The sequence below is a fragment of the Chryseobacterium sp. C39-AII1 genome (genome assembly GCF_039672645.1).
Classification (GTDB): Bacteria; Bacteroidota; Bacteroidia; order Flavobacteriales; family Weeksellaceae; genus Chryseobacterium.
Genome location: NZ_JBDFPQ010000027.1, coordinates 1 through 21,192, shown reverse-complemented (window position 1 = coordinate 21,192; position 21,192 = coordinate 1). Strand labels below are relative to the sequence as shown.

17 protein-coding genes are annotated in these 21,192 nt (G+C 35.8%); 11 read left to right on the top strand and 6 right to left on the bottom strand.

Features of this window, described 5'->3' with window-relative positions; translation table 11 throughout:
* Positions 1–9: 9 nt before the first annotated feature.
* Both ABEG63_RS20985 and ABEG63_RS20980 read left to right on the top strand, forming a co-directional pair.
* On the top strand, positions 10–960 hold the full coding sequence (locus tag ABEG63_RS20985) for a 2-oxoglutarate and iron-dependent oxygenase domain-containing protein (RefSeq protein WP_346587375.1): 951 nt from the start codon (positions 10–12) through the stop codon (positions 958–960).
* Positions 961–1,041: 81 nt separating this feature from the next.
* A complete protein-coding gene (locus ABEG63_RS20980; RefSeq protein ID WP_346587373.1) occupies positions 1,042–1,203 on the top strand; it encodes a hypothetical protein in 162 nt (53 codons plus the stop codon).
* A 63-nt stretch (positions 1,204–1,266) separates the two neighbouring features.
* On the opposite strand, the gene ABEG63_RS20975 is transcribed toward ABEG63_RS20980, so the two are convergent.
* Positions 1,267–2,082 carry a GLPGLI family protein gene (locus ABEG63_RS20975; protein ID WP_346587371.1) on the bottom strand — a complete coding sequence of 272 codons (816 nt, stop codon included), beginning with the start codon at positions 2,080–2,082 and terminating at the stop codon, positions 1,267–1,269.
* Positions 2,083–2,158: 76 nt separating this feature from the next.
* Entirely contained in the window at positions 2,159–2,344 is a 186-nt protein-coding gene (locus ABEG63_RS20970; RefSeq protein ID WP_267403836.1) for a hypothetical protein, read from the bottom strand.
* Between the two features lie 153 nt (positions 2,345–2,497).
* Here ABEG63_RS20970 and ABEG63_RS20965 point away from each other — a divergent pair, with 153 nt between their 5' ends.
* Positions 2,498–2,800, top strand: coding sequence for a helix-turn-helix transcriptional regulator (locus ABEG63_RS20965; protein ID WP_346587369.1), 303 nt, complete (start codon positions 2,498–2,500; stop codon positions 2,798–2,800).
* Here ABEG63_RS20965 and ABEG63_RS20960 read toward each other — a convergent pair.
* Complete coding sequence (locus ABEG63_RS20960) at positions 2,797–3,843, bottom strand: PA0069 family radical SAM protein (RefSeq protein WP_346587367.1); 1,047 nt, start codon at positions 3,841–3,843, stop codon at positions 2,797–2,799. The two genes, ABEG63_RS20965 and ABEG63_RS20960, sit on opposite strands and share 4 nt — an antisense overlap.
* 121 nt (positions 3,844–3,964) lie before the next feature.
* Positions 3,965–4,159, bottom strand: a complete 195-nt coding sequence (locus ABEG63_RS20955; RefSeq protein ID WP_267403830.1) for a hypothetical protein — start codon at positions 4,157–4,159, stop codon at positions 3,965–3,967.
* Positions 4,160–4,332: 173 nt separating this feature from the next.
* Between ABEG63_RS20955 and ABEG63_RS20950 the strand changes: the two genes are divergently transcribed.
* Positions 4,333–4,683, top strand: a complete 351-nt coding sequence (locus tag ABEG63_RS20950) for a hypothetical protein (RefSeq protein ID WP_346587365.1) — start codon at positions 4,333–4,335, stop codon at positions 4,681–4,683.
* Positions 4,684–4,719: 36 nt separating this feature from the next.
* On the opposite strand, the gene ABEG63_RS20945 is transcribed toward ABEG63_RS20950, so the two are convergent.
* Together ABEG63_RS20945 and ABEG63_RS20940 are read right to left on the bottom strand one after the other, a co-directional pair.
* A complete protein-coding gene (locus ABEG63_RS20945; RefSeq protein WP_346587363.1) occupies positions 4,720–7,374 on the bottom strand; it encodes a hypothetical protein in 2,655 nt (884 codons plus the stop codon).
* Between the two features lie 36 nt (positions 7,375–7,410).
* Complete coding sequence (locus tag ABEG63_RS20940; protein WP_312390496.1) at positions 7,411–8,208, bottom strand: DUF2797 domain-containing protein; 798 nt, start codon at positions 8,206–8,208, stop codon at positions 7,411–7,413.
* A gap of 163 nt (positions 8,209–8,371) precedes the next feature.
* Here ABEG63_RS20940 and ABEG63_RS20935 point away from each other — a divergent pair, with 163 nt between their 5' ends.
* The 7 genes from ABEG63_RS20935 to ABEG63_RS20905 all read left to right on the top strand — a co-directional run bounded on the left by ABEG63_RS20935 (position 8,372) and on the right by ABEG63_RS20905 (position 20,866).
* The gene (locus ABEG63_RS20935; protein ID WP_312390499.1) at positions 8,372–9,394 is read left to right on the top strand and encodes a GDP-mannose 4,6-dehydratase; all 1,023 of its coding nucleotides are present in this window, start codon (positions 8,372–8,374) and stop codon (positions 9,392–9,394) included.
* 140 nt (positions 9,395–9,534) lie between these two features.
* Positions 9,535–9,756 carry a DUF2795 domain-containing protein gene (locus ABEG63_RS20930; RefSeq protein ID WP_047399050.1) on the top strand — a complete coding sequence of 74 codons (222 nt, stop codon included), beginning with the start codon at positions 9,535–9,537 and terminating at the stop codon, positions 9,754–9,756.
* Positions 9,757–9,882: 126 nt separating this feature from the next.
* On the top strand, positions 9,883–12,957 hold the full coding sequence (gene secA / locus ABEG63_RS20925; RefSeq protein WP_346587360.1) for a preprotein translocase subunit SecA: 3,075 nt from the start codon (positions 9,883–9,885) through the stop codon (positions 12,955–12,957).
* 152 nt (positions 12,958–13,109) lie between these two features.
* Entirely contained in the window at positions 13,110–15,257 is a 2,148-nt protein-coding gene (locus ABEG63_RS20920) for a TonB-dependent receptor (protein ID WP_346587358.1), read from the top strand.
* Between the two features lie 25 nt (positions 15,258–15,282).
* Complete coding sequence (locus tag ABEG63_RS20915) at positions 15,283–17,508, top strand: TonB-dependent siderophore receptor (protein WP_346587356.1); 2,226 nt, start codon at positions 15,283–15,285, stop codon at positions 17,506–17,508.
* 41 nt (positions 17,509–17,549) lie between these two features.
* Positions 17,550–18,752 (top strand): PepSY-associated TM helix domain-containing protein, encoded by a 1,203-nt coding sequence (locus ABEG63_RS20910; protein WP_346587354.1) that lies wholly within the window; start codon positions 17,550–17,552, stop codon positions 18,750–18,752.
* The gene (locus tag ABEG63_RS20905; RefSeq protein ID WP_346587353.1) at positions 18,752–20,866 is read left to right on the top strand and encodes a TonB-dependent receptor; all 2,115 of its coding nucleotides are present in this window, start codon (positions 18,752–18,754) and stop codon (positions 20,864–20,866) included. The genes ABEG63_RS20910 and ABEG63_RS20905 overlap by 1 nt, the downstream gene beginning before the upstream one ends.
* The last annotated feature ends 326 nt before the right edge of the window (positions 20,867–21,192 follow it).

Here is a 21,192-nt window from a genome sequence, read left to right as displayed (position 1 = left end):
ATTTCTAAAATGGACAAAATACCTAGTGTAGACCTGCGTGATTTCCTTTCGGGTACCCCGGAACGCAAACAGAAATTTGTAAATGAAATCGGAAAAGCTTATGAAGAAATTGGTTTTGTAGCCTTAAAAGGCCATTTTCTTGATGACAACCTTGTAGATGACCTGTATGGTGAGGTGAAAAACTTTTTTGAACTTCCAACGGAAACGAAACTTAAGTATGAAATTCCCGGAATTGGTGGCCAAAGAGGTTATGTAGGATTTGGAAAGGAAACTGCAAAGGGTTTCAAAAAAGGAGATTTGAAAGAGTTTTGGCATTTCGGACAATATGTGTCTGATGATTCCAAATACAAAAGCGAATATCCTGAAAACGTAATCGTTGAAGAACTTCCAAAATTCAACGAAGTAGGTAAGGAAGCTTACCAGATGCTTGAGAAAACAGGACAATATGTTTTGAGAGCTTTGGCGATTTATCTTGGTTTGGATGAATTTTATTTTGATGATAAAATTGCAGAAGGAAATTCTATCCTAAGACCTATTCATTATCCGCCGATCCAAGAAGAACCTAATGACGCGGTAAGAGCTGCTGCTCACGGAGACATTAATCTCATTACTCTTTTAATGGGTTCTCAGGGAAAAGGTCTTCAGGTACAAAATCACAACGGCGACTGGATTGATGCAATCGCAGAACCAGACGAATTGATGATTAATGTTGGTGATATGTTATCAAGACATACCAACAACAAATTGAAATCTACGATTCACAGAGTGGTAAATCCGCCAAGAGAATTGTGGGGAACTTCAAGATATTCTATCCCTTTCTTTATGCATCCTGTAAGCACAATGTCATTAAATGCGCTTGAAAACTGTGTAGACGAGAACAATCCTAAATTGTATGAAGACACCACAGCCGGAGAATTTTTGCATGAAAGACTGGTAGAATTGGGATTGATAAAAATTTAACTGTAAAATATACCACAGTTGTTTGAGTTAATCAAATTTTAATTATCTTTACTTAAGTATCAAATTTATAATTAAATCATTATGAAAAATCTAAAAAAACTAAGTAAAGGCCAATTAAAATCAATTACCGGAGCAGGAGGTGTAAAACTTCCGGAACCAGAACTTTGTATGTACGCTTGCAACGGAGTTGTTATCTGTGCAGCTTGCACTGATGATTTCAAATGCCCGGTAGATGATATGTAAGATCAAAAATCATACATTATAAGAAAACCGTTCCTTTGGGAGCGGTTTTTTGTTTTGGGAAAATTATATTTTCAGGAGGTCGATCTCCAATACATTATTATCTTTTTTAATCTTGTTTTTAAAAAGCTTTTCTTCATCTCTGAAAACCTGCTCTCCCGTTCGGAAATTTCCGCTGGTATCCGTTTGATCAGGATATCTGCCTCGTAAATGCTTCAGAGGATCTTTTCTGTATTCAGTATATATTTTTTTGTATTCCTGCTGAGTAATCTGTTTCGTAGGCTTTGAATTTTCGGTTGAAGGGTAATCTTCATTACTTTTAGACTTTATAATTTGTATCGCTGTAAAAACATGATTTTTTTTATCATCTTCCACCTTTAGAATAATACCCGGAAGCCCTTTAAACTTATAAGGGCCATCCTGAATAGGAATATCGGAAGCAAACCATGCCGTCCAAACTCTACCACCAAAATTGGCTTCAGCACTTGTCACAGCATGGCCTAAAATATTACTTTTCTTATTCGTAATCTTCCAGTTTATTTCTCTTCCGTCTGAAACACTGTATACCGTAGAATTAACTTTAGTGATCATGCTCACCTCATTATTCTGAAGGTTTTTTATGATTCTAAAATTAATATATTCCCGATTGGGAGGCATATAAAATAACCCTTTCTTTTTATAGGCTACTGCCGTAGAATCTACATTGTAATTTCTGTAACTGTAAAATTGAGAGTCTTTCTGGTGTACATCCAAGAACATATATTCTTTGCTAATGACCTTAGGAAGTGTACCATCAGGGATAAATTCATATTGATAAATAAATCTTGTCGTCTGAGCGAATGAATAATTAAAAACAAAAAATAAAATAAATAATATTCTCATGAAATAGGCATTAGTTTAACAAAAAAAAGACTGTTATTCAAAAACAACAGCCCTATGATTTTTAAGGTTTAAGCCATTAAGCCGGAGTTAAAACTGCTCCTTCTACACAACTTAGATTTCCTCCTGTTGAGTGATCGTGGTGTACGGTAGAACTACAGTTGCTAGTTCCTTTCCAGCAGCATTTGTAATCTCCTGACGGTTGTGCCAAACCTCCCTTTACTGTCTTTAAATCTTCTCTTAAAAGTTTCTTTAGATTTTTCATAAGAATAATTATTAATTTGTTTTGTGTCATCAGCGACATTTCAAATGTATCAAACTATTTTCTCATGAAAAACCGAAAATTATAGCTTTTTACAGGCTATATTTCAACATTTAAAGAAATATTGCTAAATTAGTATAAAACTGTATAACTCGAATGAAAAACACTAAATTAATTTCGATTCGGAAATCGAAAAAAATCTCACAGGCCGATGTTGCCACGTATCTGAAAATAAGCCAGACGCAATATCAGAAAAGAGAAGCCGGGAAAATAAAAATCACAGCCTACGAATGGGAAAAAATTGCAAAACTGCTAGACATTGATCTTGATGAAATTAATGTGAAAAACAATCACACAGTTCATGAAAAAAGTCTCGCCGAAGAAGTTTTATTTTTAAAAGAAAGAATAAAAAAACTGGAATTAAAAATAAACCTTAGCACAAGCAATAATATGCATTAATCAAACAATCTCAACTGCTGATCTTTACTCCCCGTAAAATCCTTCACAGACAACTTCGGAAACTCTTTACCCTCAAAAAACTTTTTCCTTCCGATTTTGAATGTATTATGAACCATCTCTGCTATATTACCCTCCCCTTTTTGTCGGTCGAAATATCTTTTTTCACCCAGCTTTCCTCCACGCATAGAACGGATTAAGTTTAATACCTTCTGCGCTCGATCCGGAAAAGCAGATTCAATCCATTTTACAAAAACAGGCTCCACGGCATCATTTAACCGAACTAATGTATAGCCAAAACTCTGAGCACCGGCTTCAGAAATCGTTTTTAAAATAGTTAAAGGTTCATCACTATTTAATCCCGGAATGATAGGCGCAACCATCACATGAACCGGAATATTATTTTCCGATAAAATTTCTATCGCCTTTAATTTATTTTGGGCAGAACTTGTCCTCGGTTCCATTTTTCTTCGAAGATCTTCATTAATTGTCGGAATACTTAACGAAACAGAAACCAGATTTTTCTCCGCCATAGGTTTCAGAATATCAAGATCTCTTAAAACCATCGCATTTTTTGTCAGAATATTGACAGGATGTCGGTAATCAAGACAAACCTGCAGTAATTGTCTGGTGATTTCGAATTGTCGTTCGGCTGGCTGATAACAGTCTGTATTTCCAGAAAGTAAAATCGGAGCAGGTTGATAGCCTCTTTTCTGAAAAAACTTTTCCAGTAATTGTGGTGCATTCTTTTTCACCATAATTTTTCTTTCAAAATCAATTCCCGCGCTGTAGCCCCAGTATTCATGCGTTGGCCGTGCAAAACAATAAGCACATCCGTGCTCGCAACCCTGATAAGGATTCATGGAATACTCCATCGGAAGATCTTCACTTTTAACCTGATTCACAATAGTTTTCGGAAAAACTTCGGTAAAAGTAGTTTTCATTGTTTCGAAATCTTCCTCTTCAGGCTCATAAGTATATTTATCGAAATGATTGATAACATTTCGTTGTGCTCCCTGCCCTTTTATGATATTTTCGTTCTGCATTTCAGCTATAAATTTAGAGTGGAAATTTTATATAATCACGAGTTTGAATGTTAAAGTTTTCCACAAAAAAATCCAACACCTTGACAGTGCTGGATTTAAACATAATTAATATATTTTTTTACTACTTCAGTGCGTAAAACTCCACACCATGATATTCATCATCGTGGTATTTTTCATCAAAGTGTCTGTGATAATCTGAATAGGTATCACTATATTTTTTGTCTTTTTTGTGTAATATTTTTTTGATGCCGATTATGCTTAATACTGCCAAAAGACCAACTCCTCCTGCCAGTAAAACTCCAACTTCTTTTTTCATATTTTGTCCGATTTATTAAATTGTCTATTGCAAAAAGCATACCTATTTCTTTTAATGTCATTATAATTTTTGTTAACATTAAAAATTATTTACGCAAAGAATAATATTCATCAAACTACCACATTCACAATACCAATGGTTTAATTGTTGCACTTATTAAGAAAAATATTATTATGGAAAACCAAGAAAATATTGACAGAATGACAACGCTCAGTCAGGTCATGCAAAAACTACAACAAAGAGGCATTCACAGAGAATTCAGAATGAATGAAAGTTGTGAAATGCAACTCGAAAATTCAGAAAAAAATTACAAACCCTCAGATTTAACGATCTTAAAAACATACCGTTTTGAAGGTGACAGTAATCCTGCAGATAATGTTGTCCTTTATGTACTAAAAGACACCACCGGAAATATCGGAATGATCATCGATTCTTACGGAGCAGAAAGTAATTATCCCGGCGAAGATTTTGATAAATTTTTAAGAGACATTCCGGTAGAAGAGAGCGAAGAATATAATTTTTAAAATAAAAGTGATCTAACTTTATATACAATCCGAAACTTATTCCGTTTCGGATTTTTCTTTTTTATTAAATATTCCTTTTAGGAAACCTTTTTTTTCTTTTTCCTCGCTTTGAGGTTTTGGCTCATCTTTTTTAGCTTTAATCTGTTCTTTCACCTCTTTTACAGATTGTTTCATATCTTTCACAGCAGCCACTGTATTTTCAACTTTTTTCTTGGTTTTGTCTACGTTTATTCCAATTAAAGTTTTTTTCAAACCTTGCTCAATACCTTTCCAAAAAAGATTAAAAAATGATTTTGTAGGATCTCGCTCCACATCTTCAATGGTTACCGATTGTGGCAGATTTCCCGAGTCAGATTTTACCAAAAGATTGGCAACCGCCGTTAGCAAACCTTTTTTCTCCTGATTATTTTTATCTAAAATTGCCACTTTCAGATCTTTATGTTTAAGATTAAAAGTTCCGTTCAAACCTTTAGGATTCCCTTTAAAATTAAAAAGCATTTCCTGAATCGTTCCTGTAGCCGTCACATGTAAATACGGACGAATAAACGGATTGATCTCTGCAGCAGGAAGATTTGAAGCTCTTCCTGAAATATTGAAAACATCGTTGGTATTGGCCACTTCAAAATTCCAGTTAACAGACAACGGAGCCTGATCCATAAATGAGCAATCGATCTTTATGTCAACACGCGTTGGTTTGCCTTTTGTTTTTGCCGAGTTTAAATTTTTAACATTCATATTAAAGTTGCTGAACGTCAGTTTTCCCGGCCCTGCACTTTTTGGTGTATCTTCTTCGTATACTAAAATTGAGTTCTTCAAATTCAGATTATTAACAACCATCGGAATTTTTATAGAACGCAACATCCTCGAATACAACGGTTTTTCTTTAGGATCATCATTCGGAATTTTACTTCTGAAAATATTAGCATCCGCCGATTGAATAGTGACATTATTAGCATTGATGAATTTATTCTGGGAAAACAAATCCCAATTTCCATTGGCTGTAATCTGATTGGCCTTCAAATCATACAAATCTCGTTCAACAGGAATCATTTTGATAAACTGAGCTCTGGAAACAAGAGGTTTCATTGCAAATTGGCTAATCTGAACGCTATTTTTATTTAATTTTAAAAGTCCGACACTTAAATTGTAGAATTTTGTTTTGTATGCAAAGTTTTTCGTCGTCAGAAAGTAATCTCTCACCTTAATATTATGCCCATGATTATTGGGTTTAGACTGAATATCAATATCATTAACGGTCGCATTTAATTCATTAAATACAAGCGGTTCATTGCCTTTATCATACGTAATATTTGAATTTTTTAAGGAAACTTTTCTCACCAAAATAGAATTCACCTTATTTTCTTTCGGTGTTTTTTTGATTTTATTTTCTCCCGCTTTTATCGTTCCGTTAAGATGATCGATTAAAACATCTTTAACATCGAGATTCAATTTTTTATCAATAAATTCAAACTTATTAACAGTAAAAGCAACAAGATTGGTTTTAAGATTCATTGCTCTTTTCCCCGGGTCATTTGTATTCGGAGTGACAGAAATATTTCTTAATTCACCATTTTTGGGACTCAAACTCATACTTCCAACATTGAAGTTTTGATGATTGGAATACACAATATCCTTACCCGAAAACTGAAAACTTTTGTAACCTACCGGAATAACTTCCGATGCCGTTTCTTTATCGAATTTTAATTGATTGATGTCTACATTCAGATTTCTGGCAAATAATAATTTATTTCCATCTGGCTTCATCATCTGAACCGTGGCATTATTGAGTTTAATATCATCCAGATTCAGCTCAAAATTCAATGGTTTTGAAGATTTTTTCTCAGGAATAGCATTCGTTATGTAAACGGTAAGCGAGGGGTTCTGAAAATTGGCATTTGCCAAAGAAACCTTATTTTTTTTCAACACAATATCTTTAAATTCCATTTTAGGAATCTCAAACTGAAAAAGTTTTGATTTTTTAGGATAAAACCTTTTAAACTGATCGAATGTAAGTAGAGAATTTAATTTGAAATTATCCACCATCATCTGCCCGTTAGAAGTTTTTATCGAATGAATCGTGACAGCATACATCGTATTCGGTCGGAAGAAAAAATCTTTTCCCTGAATATCATATTTATCAAAAACAACCGGAAGTTTATTTTCTACTGATTCTTCCGTCATCTGAAGATTTTCGACAAATAAATGAAGCTGCCTGATCGATAAAAACTCTTGTTTTGTATGCTTGAAAATAGTCACAGAACCGTCATTGATTCTTATATTTTCAAAGGAAACAGGATTTCTTTTTTTACCCGTTTTTGTATCGACAGGCTTTGCTAAAATGATATTTAAATTAGGCTTCGACAACAGCAAATCAGAAGAACTAATCTGCTTATTGAAAAGAGCATCATAAATACCAAAACGGCTGATTTTTAAAGTATCAATAGTTCCCTGCAAGCCGATAACGTTTACATTTTGAGGATTTTTACTATTAACACTGATTCCAGAAGACAAAATATTTCCGGAAATCAAATCAACCTCCAGCGTTTTGTAAGAGACTTTGTAATCTGTATTATTTTTGATGTAATTGGGAAGCTGGGTTTTAAGCCAAATATTCAATCCAAAGTTAGCCAGCAATACAATTCCTAGCAAGCCGGCAAAAGCGATTAAAATCTTTTTAACCCATTTGTTCATTTTTGTGATTTGGTTTAATTTATCTTAAATATAAGATTAATTTTTCACATTTAGCTCTATCACATACCCTTCATGCCCTCTTATATTAATAAACTGTGTGTTGTCGAATTGTAAATATTGTCCTTTAATCCCTGTCAGTTTTCCGGTAAACTCAGGTTTCTTATCCAAGGTAAACGAGGTTATTTTTTCAGGTTTTTCGTACGGATAGTCGAATTTCCAGAGATTTTCTCCTTCGCTGTAAAATTGCTGAAAATCCTGAGGAAAGTATTCTTTTATTTTCTGTTGAAAATCCTGCAGATCTACTTCATCTTCAAAATCATCCTGAAGCATTTTTCTCCAGTTTGTTTTATCTGCCAGATGTTCTTTTAAAGCCACTTCTATCATTCCTGCTTCATAACGGTTTTCAGTTCTTGCAATTGGTAAAGCAAATGTTGCCCCCTGATCGATCCATCGTGTCGGAATTTGTGTATTTCTAGTCACTCCAACTTTTACATCTCCCGTATAGGCCAGATAAACGGTATGCGGCTGAATCTGGATTTCTTTTTCCACTTCAAGATCACGTTCGGCAATTCCCAGATGTGCGGTAGAAAGTTCGGGACGGATAATGGTTTCGCTGGCATACGGACTTTCAAAAAAACAGCTTTTGCAAAACCCCATTCTGTAAATAGGCTTATTTTCTCCACAGTTCACACATTGAAATCCTGTATGCTTTATCGTTAATTCTTTTCCGAACAATTCATTCATATGAATCAGATCACCCGAAAGATTAAGATAATATTGAATCGGCTCATCATTAAAGCTCGTCATTTTTAAAATTTGCCCTTGAAACTGCATAAAATAGATACTTGATTAAAAAATTGAAAGATGAAAGAGTTGAAATAAATTATAACTAAAGCTTTATCCAATCCATTTATTTCATCTTTTATATATGAATTCAAATGTAAGATTATATTTTCAAAAAGTAAATGTATATTTTTGTACCACTAAAAAATCACGAATGATTTATCTTGTAACAGGAGGAAGCGGATTTATTGGTTCTCACTTGGTAGAACAATTATTAAAAAAAGGACATTCTGTCATAAACATTGACAATTTTGATGATTTCTATAGTTATCAGATAAAAATTAAGAATACTTTAGAATCAATCGGGAAAAATTCGGATTTTACGTTTTCTGATAAAGAAAATGACATCCGACAGCTGATTTCAATTTCAAAATCAGAGAATTACACCTTGTATTATCAGGACATCCGTGATAAGAAAGGCTTGGAAGAGATTTTTAAAAACCATAAGATTGATTTAATTATTCACCTTGCAGCGCTTGCCGGCGTTCGACCTTCCATTGAAAGACCTTTGGAATATGAAGAGGTAAATGTTCGAGGAACGATGAATCTTTGGGAATTATCTAAAGATTTTGGTATTAAAAAATTCGTTTGCGCATCATCTTCAAGTGTTTATGGCAACAACGAAAAAGTACCTTTTGCCGAAACAGATAATGTTGACAATCCTATTTCACCATATGCCGCTACTAAAAAATGTGGTGAAATTTTAGGTCATGTGTATCATGATTTATATAAAATTGATATGATCCAGTTGAGGTTCTTCACGGTTTATGGTCCGAGACAAAGACCGGATCTGGCTATTCATAAATTCACCAAATTAATCTCAGAAAACCAAGAAGTCCCTTTCTACGGCGACGGAACAACGGCCAGAGATTATACCTATGTTGATGATATTATTGATGGAATTACAAAGTCTGTTCACTATTTAGAAAATAATTCAGATGTTTATGAAATCATTAACCTGGGCGAAAGCCAAGTGATTAATTTAAATGAAATGCTTTCAACAATAGAAAATGCACTGGGAAAATCTGCCATCAGAAAAAATCTGCCAATGCAACCCGGAGATGTCCTGAAAACCAATGCCGATATTACCAGAGCTAAGACATTAATTGGCTACAAACCTGACACCAACTTCCAAAATGGCATAAAAAAATTTGTGGAATGGTTTTTGAGAAAATGACATCGAGTATGTCTACAGCACAGTAATAATGCTTCCTGTAGCGTATGATGAACAAAAATTAATAAAAAGAATTGAAAATCAGGTATAAAAAAGCATATAATATAAGCTATTTTTATACTTTTGCAAAAAATTAGAAAATTATGTACTGGACATTAGAATTAGCTTCTTACTTAAGTGACGCACCTTGGCCAATGACAAAGTCTGAACTTATCGACTATGCAATCAGAACTGGTGCACCAATGGAAGTGGTAGAAAATCTTCAGGCGATTGAAGATGAAGGGGAAATCTATGATGCAATCGACGAAATCTGGAGTGACTATCCTACGGACGAAGATTATCTTTGGAACGAAGACGAATATTAATTAAAAGCATTAAGCTTTAGGCCTTGCTTAGAGCTTTTTTGCCCTTTTTTAAATATCTATTTTTACACGATAAGTGTTAGTAAAAACGCTTACAGGATATTCCTTTAAGCATAAAGCAAAAAATTTATGAGTTTTTTAAACAAAGTTCTAAAAGGGTTTTTGGGAGACAAAAAAGCGCAGGACCTAAAAGAAGTAAAAAAAGTTGTAACAAAAATCAAAGCTGTTGAACCGGGAATTCAGCAATTGTCTGACGATGGTTTAAGAGAAAAAACTGCTGAGTTTAAAGAAAATATTAAATCTGCTACCAGCAAAATCACAGCTCAAATAGAACAGATCCAGGAGCAGATAAAAAATTCTAAGAACGTAGACGAAAAAGAAGCTCTTTTCACAAAAATCGAGGGGCTTAAAAAAGAGTCTTACGAAATCGAAGAAAAAGTACTCCTTCAAATTCTTCCTGAAGTATTTGCTTTAGTAAAAGAAACAGCAAGAAGATGGGCTCAGAATGGCGAAATCCGTATTAAGGCAAGCGATTGGGACAGACAATTGGCGGCTGCAGGAAAAGATTTCGTAGAAATTCAGGGGGATCAAGCTGTTTGGAAAAACTCATGGGATGCTGCCGGAACACCAGTAAACTGGGATATGGTGCATTATGATGTTCAGTTTATCGGAGGTATTATTCTTCACAGCGGAAAAATTGCTGAGATGGCAACCGGGGAAGGTAAAACTTTGGTAGGAACATTGCCAATTTTCTTAAATGCACTTCCTGCAAGAGGGGTTCACGTGGTAACGGTGAACGACTATCTTGCAAAAAGAGACTCGGCGTGGATGGGTCCATTATATCAATTCCACGGGATGAGCATCGATTGTATCGATAATCACCAGCCGAACTCAGACGGAAGAAGAAAAGCATACAATTCAGACATTACTTATGGTACAAATAACGAATTTGGTTTCGATTATTTGAGAGATAACATGGTAACTTCACCTTCAGAACTGGTACAAAGAGAATTAAACTTTGCGATCGTGGATGAGGTTGACTCTGTTTTGGTAGATGATGCAAGAACACCTTTGATTATTTCTGGTCCGGTTCCACAAGGAGACAGACAGGAATTTGATGTTCTAAAACCTTCTATCGACAGAATCGTTGAAGTTCAGAAAAAAACAGTTTCTGCCATCTTTAATGAAGCGAAAAAATTAATCGCTGCAGGAAACACAAAAGAAGGAGGATTCAAATTGCTTCAGGCTTACAGAGGTCTTCCTAAAAACAGACAATTAATTAAATTCTTATCGGAAAGCGGAAACCGAGCATTGCTTCAGAAAGTTGAAGCCCAATATATGCAGGATAACAACCGTGATATGCCGATCGTAGATAAAGATCTTTACTTCGTTATCGAAGAGAAGAATAATCAGGTTGATTTAACGGACAAAGGTGTTGAATATATGTCTCAAGGAAATGAAGACAACAACTTTTTCGTACTTCCTGATATCGGAACTGAAATCGCAGAACTTGAAGCTAAAAATTTAACTAAAGAAGAAGAATTCGAAGCTAAAGAAAGACTTTTCTCTGATTTTGCTGAAAAATCTGAAAGAGTTCACACGATGAGTCAATTGTTGAAAGCATATACATTATTCGAAAAAGATGATGAATATGTAGTAATTGACGGTGAAGTAAAAATCGTTGATGAGCAAACAGGTCGTATCATGGAAGGAAGACGTTATTCTGACGGTCTTCACCAAGCGATCGAAGCGAAAGAAAACGTAAAAATTGAAGCGGCAACCCAGACTTTTGCAACGGTTACTCTACAGAACTATTTCCGTATGTACAACAAGCTTGCGGGGATGACAGGTACTGCAGAGACGGAAGCGGGTGAGCTTTGGGAAATCTATAAATTAGACGTTGTGGTAATTCCTACCAACCGTCCGATTTTAAGACATGACAGACAAGATTTGGTTTTCAAAACCAATAGAGAAAAATATAACGCTGTAATTGAAGAGATTGAAAAATTAACGGCTGCAGGAAGACCTGTTCTAGTAGGTACAACTTCAGTTGAAATTTCTCAATTATTATCAAAAGCTCTTCAATTAAGAAAAATCCAGCACCAGGTTCTTAACGCTAAACTTCACAAGAAGGAAGCGGAAATCGTTGCAGGAGCAGGTCAGCCTGGAGTTGTAACCATCGCTACGAACATGGCAGGTCGTGGTACCGATATTAAGCTTTCTAAAGCAGTAAAAGAAGCGGGAGGTTTAGCAATTATCGGAACAGAAAGACACGATTCAAGACGTGTTGACAGACAGTTGAGAGGTAGAGCGGGACGTCAGGGAGATCCGGGAAGTTCTCAGTTCTATGTGTCTTTGGAAGATAACTTGATGCGTTTATTCGGTTCTGAAAGAATTGCTAAAATGATGGACAGAATGGGGCATAAAGATGGTGAAGTAATTCAGCATTCTATGATCTCTAAATCTATCGAAAGAGCTCAGAAAAAAGTAGAAGAAAACAACTTCGGAACAAGAAAAAGACTTCTTGAATATGATGACGTAATGAACAAGCAACGTGACGTAATCTACAAGAGAAGAAAGAACGCTTTGTTCGGAGATCACTTGAAGTATGATATTACAAACATGATCTTTGATGTTGCTAATTCTATCGTTGCGAAAGGAAAAGCTACAGGAAATTATAAAGATTTTGAGTACGAGATCATCAAGACTTTCACAATGGAATCTCCTGTTTCTCAAAACGACTTTAATAATAAAAATGTTCAGGATTTAACGAATATTTTATTTAAAGCTGCTCAGGAAGATTACAATATGAAGCTGAACTTATTGAAAGAGAAATCATTCCCTATTATTGAGAATGTTTATCAAAATCAAGGTTCAATGTTCAAAATGATTCAGGTTCCTTTCACAGACGGTCATAAAACAATGACTATCGTGGCAGATCTTAAAGAAGCTTACGAAACGCAGTGCGAAAGTTTAATTAATGATTTTGAAAAGAATATCACTCTTTCTATCATCGACGAAAACTGGAAACTTCACCTTCGTGAAATGGACGATTTAAGAAGATCTTCTCAAGGTGCTGTTTACGAACAGAAAGATCCGTTGGTGATTTACAAACAAGAATCTTTCCACTTATTTAGTGAAATGATCGACAAATTAAACAAAGAAATTATTTCATTCTTATACAAAGGAGAAATTCCTGCATAAGTTTTAGATTAATTTAAACCATACAAAACCGCTCCAATACTACTTGGAGCGGTTTTTTGTTATTCTATGTATAACATTTACATGACAAATATCAATCCTCTTATTAATTTAGAATAATTAAAAACAATATATTTGCAGAAAATTTGACTTTCATGAAAAATGTACTGATCTGCGCCTCTTTGTTGGGTTCCATGCTAACTTTTGCTCAGGAAAAAAAGGATACTGTAAATTCTAAAAATATAGAAGAAGTGATCATCAATAGAATGGTGAAAAAACTTGATACAGAATCTTCCAACAAAATGCCGGTGAAATTCATTGAAAATCCACAAGTGTATTCTTCTATCGATAAAGGGATTTTAGAAAATGAAAACATTTTTACCGTGGATGATGCTTATAGAAACGTAACCGGTTTGCAGAAAATGTGGAACCCGACAGGAAGAGCCGGAGATGGTGGTTCGTTCTTTGTATTGAGAGGTTTTCCTTCTCAGGCATCTACGAGAAATGGTGTCGTGGCTCCCGTTACATCTACAATTGATGCCATCAACGTCGAAACATTGGAATTCTTAAAAGGCCCTGTCGGTACACTTTACGGAAGCAACGTAGCTTCTTACGGTGGGCTTATCAACAGAGTAACTAAAAAACCTCAGCAAAATTTCTTTGGTGCAGTTTCGGCTTCTGCAGGAAGTTATAATACATACAGAGCAACGGCGGATGTGAATGCTCCGATTACAAAAGACTTACTTTTCCGTATCAATACAGCATATACCAACGAAGGAAACTTCACAAAAACAGATGCTAAAAATCAATACACTACATTCGCACCGAGCTTGACTTGGAATGTTTCTGACAAAGTTCAGTTGAATGTTGATTATGAATTGTTCGACAACCGTGTAACGGCAAACCCATACTTCTTTTATCTCTCTCCGAAAACATTGAACGGAATTGATAATATGAAAGATTTGGAAAAAGCGGCAGGCTTGAATTATAAAGAATCTTACACCGGAAATGATTTGTACATGACGGCAAGAAATTCTAATGTTTTCGGAAATGTGAAGTGGAAAATTAACAATAATATTACTTCAAATACTTACGTTAATAACTCTGATTCTTATTCAGACGGTTACAATCCATATTTTTCCGTTTCTTATGTAGGAGGACAATATATGGTGAATAGAGCCGACCAATCTACAAACGGCAGTAAAAAATCTTGGTTTCAAGTACAACAAAACTTCAACTTCAATTATGATTTCTCCAACGGAATGAAAAACAAAACAGTTGTTGGTTTTGATTACATGAGAACAACCGAAAGATTAAAATACAAATATCTCAACGGTGATTTTGATACTGTAGCAGCTTCAGGAGCAGATTATTCAGGAATGAATGCCGCTGCTTTGTCTGCACTATATGCGGATACAAACAAGTTTTCAACTTGGGATTATTTAAGAGATCAAAATACATACTCTGGATATATTTCAAACTTATTTACTCCTATTGCGAACTTGCACATTATGGCTGGGCTTCGTTATGAAAATAACGATTTCTTGGGAGGAATGGCTGGACCAAACGCAGAGAAAGCATTCAACCAGTCTGCATTTTCCCCAAAAGCAGGTATTGTTTATGAAATTGTAAAAGATAAATTCTCAGTTTTCGGAAACTACCAAAATTCATTCAAATCAAACGGATATTATACTTCTGATACAGCCGGAAATACTACTTTATCAGATGCTGAAAGAGGAAATCAGTTTGAAGGAGGTTTAAAAGCCAGTTTATTCAACAACAGATTCAATGCAACGGTTTCTTACTATAATATTAAAGTGAAAAACCAATTACTTTATACCGGAGAATATGCTCCAAATTTTGTTTCAGTTCAAAAGCAAGCGGCTTCTACATTGAGTAAAGGTTTCGAGTTGGAAGTGAATGCATACTTGGTAAAAGGTTTCTCTTTAGTCGGAGGTTTAGCTTACAACGACACAGTGGATGAAGGTACAGGTTTAAGACCAACAACAGCAGGTTCTTTCTGGAATGCGAATTTCAACCTGGCATATCAATTTGTTGATGGAAAAATAAAAGGCCTTGGTTTCGGATTTGGAGGAAACTATGCGAGTGATAATAATGTAACAGGAGATTTCATTTTACCAAAATATTTCGTTTTGAATGCCAATGCGTTTTACGATGCCAAAAAATTCAGAATCGGGGTTAAAGTGGATAACTTCACCAATGAACATTACTGGACAGGATATTCTACAGCGAACCCACAAAAACTGGCCAATTTCTTAGGAACCATTGCTTATAAATTCTAAAAATTAAATATATCTCTTATCTCCCATGAAGAAAATTATCATTGGTGCTGCTTTGCTTACAACCGTTCTGTCTTTTGCTCAAGAAAAAGACACTGTAAAATCTTCTAATATTGAAGAAGTTGTTGTCAGCGGGAAATATTACAAAAAATATGTAGAAAAAGAAGGTTCTTCTTCTATGCGTCTTGACGAAGCTTTAATTAAAATACCTCAAAATATTTCTATTATTACCGCAAGGGCATTAGAAGATCAGCAGGTAACCACTTTGAGCGACGGTGTTTTGAGAAACGTTGCTGGAGCTCAGAGACTGGAGCACTGGGGAGATATGTATACGAGAGTAAACATGCGAGGATCCAGAGCAGCCGCTTTCATGAACGGAGTAAACGTTACCTCTAACTGGGGACCTCTAAGTGAAGATATGTCTTTCGTAGATCATATCGAATTCATTAAAGGACCATCAGGCTTCTTAATGTCAAACGGGGAGCCAAGTGGTATTTACAATATCGTAACAAAAAAACCGACAGGACAGTCCTTAAACGGTACTGCGAGAGTAACGTTGGGAAGTTACAATATGTACAGAGGTGAGGCAGATATTGATTCTAAAATCACAGATAAAGTAGCTTTCAGACTGAATTTAATGGCTCAGAACAGAAACAGCTTCAGAGACTATGAATTCAATGACAGATATATCATTAATCCATCATTGAAAGTAAATCTTAGCGATAATACAACCTTAACCGCAGAATATATTTACCAAAAGGCTAAAATGTCTGAAGTAGGTTCTGCGTATGTTTTCAGTTATGACGGATATGCAACGAGACCTCAAAGCTACACGCAAACAGATCCAAGCATTGACCCTACAAAAGTAGACAACAATACTGTAAACATCAATTTACAGCATAAATTCAACGAAAACTGGAAATTGACTTCTCAATTAACGTATGTGAACGAATATACAATGGGAAGTAACCTTTGGCCAAGCAATTTCGTAGGAAATTACATGATTCGTCGTTTAGGATATTGGGAGGGAGACAATACAATGAAATTTGGTCAGGTTTTTCTAAATGGTTCGGTAAAAACAGGTATTGTTTCTCATAAAATCCTTGCCGGACTTGACTTGGGAAGCAAAAAGTATATGGCAGACTGGTCTCAGGGATACAATCTGGATAAATTTAATGCTAACGGAGATTATAGACCTGCAACAGCTACAGATCCAGGAAATACGGTTCCTGATTATAGTTATTGGTATAATTTAAATACTAACAATTATGACATCAATGGAACGGGTGCATATTATGGTCCAAATAATACAACCGCTTATAAACCATTCGATAAAAGTACTCCTCTTTCCGTAAGAGCAGGATTAGGAAGCTCAATCGAACAGAATTATACCGGTCTGTATTTACAGGATGAGTTAGGATTCTTTGATGATGCATTGAGACTAACAGTAGCAGCCCGTTACACGAATGTGAAAGAAGTAAACTATGGAACTAAATCTGAAGCAGACAAAATAACGCCTCGTATTGGAATTAGCTATTCTATTGACGAAAATTTCTCAGTTTATGGTTTATATGATCAGTCATTTGTACCTCAGGCCGCTGTTTTCAGAGACGGAACCACAGTAAAGCCAATTACCGGAAACAATATGGAAATTGGCGTGAAAAAAGATTGGTTCGGAGGAAAATGGAATACTACTTTCTCTGCATATAATATCATTAAAAACAATGCTACCGTTAGTGACCCTAACAACTCGCCGGGGGAACCTTATTCAATCTTATTAGGAAAAACAAGAGTTCAGGGAGTTGAATTTGATCTAAAAGGAGAAATCACGCGAGGATTCAATGCCATCTTCAACTATGCATTCACCGAAAATAAAGTTACAGAATCTAACGACCCTACCCATAACCCTGTAGGAATGAAAGTTCCGGGATACGCTAAACACACAGCAAACGGATGGCTAAATTATACCTTTACAGATAATATCCTGGAAGGTTTTGGATTAAGCTTTGGGGGTACCTATCTTGCAGGTAGAAGCAGCTGGAACTGGGCAAATGCCGGAACTCAACAAAATATGGGTGATTATGTAAAATTCGATGCAGGTGCTTCTTGGGAAAATACAAAATTCCGAGTAGGTCTGAATGTATTTAATGTATTCAACAGATATTTATACTCTGGTTCTCCATACGGAAGCTACTACTATTACCAAGCAGAAGCTCCAAGAAACTTCAGACTTTCAATAGGATATAAATTTTAAATAATTAAAAGCTAACCTCCCCAAAAGGTTAGCTTTTCAATATGAAGAAAAAGCATCATCATAAGAAGAAACCTTCTCTGACAAAAAGATGGTCTGCCAAACTGCATTTGTGGTTTGGTTTATCCGTTGGTCTTATTGTGTTTATTGTGTCTTTAACGGGCACAATGTATGTTTTTATGGATGAAATACAGGGCGCGCTCCGAAAAGAGGCGATCTGGGTAAAACCTGAAACCATCACACAACAGCCATTAGCCATTGAAGTTTTGAAGGAGAAAATTTCTCTGGAAGTCAATGAAAAATTTCCCATCAGCACTGTAGAAATTCCTTTGGATAAAAACAAATCTTATGAATTTGTCTATCTAGAAAGAGACAAAAAAGGCTGGAATTACTTTCAGGAAATTAAAATCTACAAAGCGGTTTATGTTAATCAGTACACCGGGGAAATTTTAGGTATTTACAACGAAAAATATGATCTCTTCCCTATCCTGAAATCCATTCACTGGAGTTTATTGTTAAAAGCAGACTGGGGAAAATATGTGGTCGGAATTCCGGTGGTTCTTTTTATCATCTTGCTGATTACAGGTATTGTTCTTTGGTGGCCCATCAATAAAAAAGCAAGAAAAAGCCGTCTTACCTTCGACTGGAAAAATGTAAAAACCTGGAAACGTAAAAACTACGATCTTCATAATATTCTCGGGTTTTATGCTTCATTTATTGCTTTAATTATGAGCCTTTCAGGAATTTATTTCGCTTATCCATGGGTGAAAAATGTGTTTAACGTTGCCTTATCTGGTTCTGTTGATCTCCCAAAAGATAAAGAAATCAAATCTCCAGATTCTCTATTGGCGAAAAATCCTTCGGTTTATGACCTGACCGCTTTAGAAATCAAAAAACAATATCCCGAATCATCAAGCTTCAGAATTCCATTAAACGGAAAAAATAAAAAAGGAAAAGAATTAAAAAATATTCCTGTTACCGTTTATGAAAAAGAAGGAAGACACAGCCACAGAAGTCAGGTTTCCTTCGATAAATATTCAGGGAAACTATTATCAAATAAAGCTCATAAAAGCTTAAATAACGCCGAAAAATACGCACTTGCCAACTATGACATCCACACAGGATCTTATTTTGGCTTATTCGGTAAAATCATCTGGTTTTTAGCAGGATTAATCTGCACATCACTCCCCGTAACCGGATTTCTAGTCTGGTGGGGAAAACAAAAAAAAGGAAAGAAAAAAATATAATGAAAAAGGCTCTTTTATCAGTCGCTTGTCTGGGTACAGTTACTGTTTTTGCTCAGGTTAAAGATACTTTACAGACCAAAAGTGTTGAAGAAGTAATTCTTACCGCTTCCAGAAAAAAGGAAAACATCAAGGAAATTCCAAGTTCTGTCACCATTGTTGGCGAAAAGCAGGTACAGGCTCAGCTAACTGTGAATTCCGACATCACAAGTATTCTTCAATATACGGTTCCCAGTTTAGCAACAAGCTCAGGGCAAACATCAAACACCGGGCAAACATTGAGAGGTCGTCAGGTTTTGGTGCTTATCGATGGAATTCCACAATCTACCCCACTTCGAAACGGCGCAAGAGATTTAAGAGTGATTGATCCTACTGTCATTGAAAGAATTGAGGTCATCAAAGGAGCCTCATCCATCTACGGAAACGGTGCCGATGGAGGGATCATTAATTATATTACAAGAAGAAACAAATCCGATAAAAAAATCTCGGGGATTACTCAGGTAGGAATCACCGGGCAGCCTTATGGCGGAACGTTAGGATACAGAGCCAGCCAGCTTTTATCGGGAAGTTTTGCTAAAAAATTCGATTATGTAGCGTCTTTCGCTTATGAAAGAACAGGGTATATGAAAGATGCAGACGGAACATATTTAAGCCCTACGTACAGCACTTCAAAAATGGATAACTACAACGGAATGCTGAAGTTAGGCTATAATCTCAATGATAATCAAAGAATTGAGGCTTCCTATATTGGCTATGCTTCAAAATCTGATCTGAATTTAGGTTTAAAAACTGGAAAATACGGTATCAACCCGACCATTGGTGAAGGTTTAGGCAAAGGCCTGGAAACCACACCGCAGGGAACGCCACGAAACCACAACTACAAACTAAGCTACGACAACAAAAACCTTTGGAGCGGAACAGCTTTAAATGTTAATCTTTATTATCAGGATTTCAGAACCGTTTACGGATATAGCGATACTTTTCTGAATGGAGGTCAGTCGAATGTCGTTTCCAAAAAAGGCGGTGCAAGGGTAAATTTAGATACTCAGCTTTGGAATGCTCAGAATTCTCAGGCAGAAATCATCTATGGATTGGATGTGCTGAACGATCAAACTGCTCAGAAGCTTGAAGACGGCCGTTACTGGACTCCGGATATGAACATGACGAACATTGCCCCTTTTGCCTTGGTAAAAATTGATTTGTTTAAAAAACTAACCGTAAAAGGAGGAATTCGATATGAAAATATGAAAGTGAAAGTGAGTGATTTCAACACCCTTTCCACCGTAAAAAGCGACGGAACTTTCACGCAGAGTATTTTCGTAAAAGGCGGAGATTTAAAATATAATGCATTTGTAGGAAACATTGGCGTACGTTACAATATCGAAAATTATATCAATCTTTTCGGAAGTTTCTCACAGGCCTACTCGATCAACGAATTAGGAAGAATTCTGAGAACCTCAACCTCTGAAACCATTCAGAACCTTGAAACCAAACCAATTATTGTCAACAATTACGAATTCGGAGCTACCGGACAGATTGCAAAATGGGTGAATTATGAAATTACTTCTTACGTGAGCACTTCAAAATTAGGAGCTACATTTATTCAAAGTCCGGACAGAGCATTGACCATCCAAAGAGCGCCCGAAATTGTATACGGTGTGGAAGGTTTCTTACACTTCACTCCCGTAAAATGGATCAACTTCGGAGGAAGCTACAGTTGGATGGAAGGGATTACCTCTCTGAAAGACGACGGCGATTATTCCGCAAAGATCAACAACAGCAGAATTTCTGCTCCGAAAGTATTGGCTTATATTCAGGCAAGACCTACAGCGTCTTTATCCATAGGTTTAGACATGCTTCACTCTTTTTCACAAAACAGATTTGATCCGAATGCCAAAGGTACTTTTGTGTATGGCGAAGGAAGAGTTCCTAAATACACAGTTTTCAACTTTAAATCGAGCTACGAAGTTAATAAAAACTGGAAGGTATCTTTGGGTATTGAAAACGTATTCAACAAAAACTATCAGCCAGCAATTGCCTGGTGGGCAGCAAGAGATGCCGATTTCACCAATGCTTTGGGAATGAGAGGTACTTTTATGGTAGAATATAAATTCTAAGAGCTTTTTTGTAGCTGATTGATGGATTGAAAAGCAGCATTCATTTTTATTTGAAGCTTTTTCCCGCTTTCGCTACTCGCTTTTTTATGATTTGGCTCGGCGGCTTCGCCGCCGAGCCAAATCATAAAAAGAGCTCAAACAAACCGCTCAATGGTAAGTTTGCCTTGCGAAAAGTAAAGGAGTATTTTAGTTAAAAAAATAACTTAAGATAAAAAGCAGCAGGATAAAGACAGAAGCTCAATTGATACTTAAGATATCGACCGCGATTTTATTCCCCTGCTGCTGTTTTCTTCCAAATCCGGATAGAACGTTGTTTGGTCATCACT

Excerpts from the sequence above, each read along its gene's own strand:
- ABEG63_RS20960 (WP_346587367.1), bottom strand. The coding sequence starts at position 3,843 with ATGCAGAACGAAAATATCATAAAAGGGCAGGGAGCACAACGAAATGTT.
- ABEG63_RS20965 (WP_346587369.1), top strand. The coding sequence starts at position 2,498 with ATGAAAAACACTAAATTAATTTCGATTCGGAAATCGAAAAAAATCTCA.
- ABEG63_RS20985 (WP_346587375.1), top strand. The coding sequence starts at position 10 with ATGGACAAAATACCTAGTGTAGACCTGCGTGATTTCCTTTCGGGTACC.
- ABEG63_RS20980 (WP_346587373.1), top strand. The coding sequence starts at position 1,042 with ATGAAAAATCTAAAAAAACTAAGTAAAGGCCAATTAAAATCAATTACC.
- ABEG63_RS20975 (WP_346587371.1), bottom strand. The coding sequence starts at position 2,082 with ATGAGAATATTATTTATTTTATTTTTTGTTTTTAATTATTCATTCGCT.
- ABEG63_RS20915 (WP_346587356.1), top strand. The coding sequence starts at position 15,283 with ATGAAGAAAATTATCATTGGTGCTGCTTTGCTTACAACCGTTCTGTCT.
- ABEG63_RS20905 (WP_346587353.1), top strand. The coding sequence starts at position 18,752 with ATGAAAAAGGCTCTTTTATCAGTCGCTTGTCTGGGTACAGTTACTGTT.
- ABEG63_RS20910 (WP_346587354.1), top strand. The coding sequence starts at position 17,550 with ATGAAGAAAAAGCATCATCATAAGAAGAAACCTTCTCTGACAAAAAGA.
- ABEG63_RS20920 (WP_346587358.1), top strand. The coding sequence starts at position 13,110 with ATGAAAAATGTACTGATCTGCGCCTCTTTGTTGGGTTCCATGCTAACT.
- ABEG63_RS20940 (WP_312390496.1), bottom strand. The coding sequence starts at position 8,208 with ATGCAGTTTCAAGGGCAAATTTTAAAAATGACGAGCTTTAATGATGAG.
- ABEG63_RS20945 (WP_346587363.1), bottom strand. The coding sequence starts at position 7,374 with ATGAACAAATGGGTTAAAAAGATTTTAATCGCTTTTGCCGGCTTGCTA.
- secA (WP_346587360.1), top strand. The coding sequence starts at position 9,883 with ATGAGTTTTTTAAACAAAGTTCTAAAAGGGTTTTTGGGAGACAAAAAA.
- ABEG63_RS20955 (WP_267403830.1), bottom strand. The coding sequence starts at position 4,159 with ATGAAAAAAGAAGTTGGAGTTTTACTGGCAGGAGGAGTTGGTCTTTTG.
- ABEG63_RS20935 (WP_312390499.1), top strand. The coding sequence starts at position 8,372 with ATGATTTATCTTGTAACAGGAGGAAGCGGATTTATTGGTTCTCACTTG.
- ABEG63_RS20930 (WP_047399050.1), top strand. The coding sequence starts at position 9,535 with ATGTACTGGACATTAGAATTAGCTTCTTACTTAAGTGACGCACCTTGG.
- ABEG63_RS20970 (WP_267403836.1), bottom strand. The coding sequence starts at position 2,344 with ATGAAAAATCTAAAGAAACTTTTAAGAGAAGATTTAAAGACAGTAAAG.
- ABEG63_RS20950 (WP_346587365.1), top strand. The coding sequence starts at position 4,333 with ATGGAAAACCAAGAAAATATTGACAGAATGACAACGCTCAGTCAGGTC.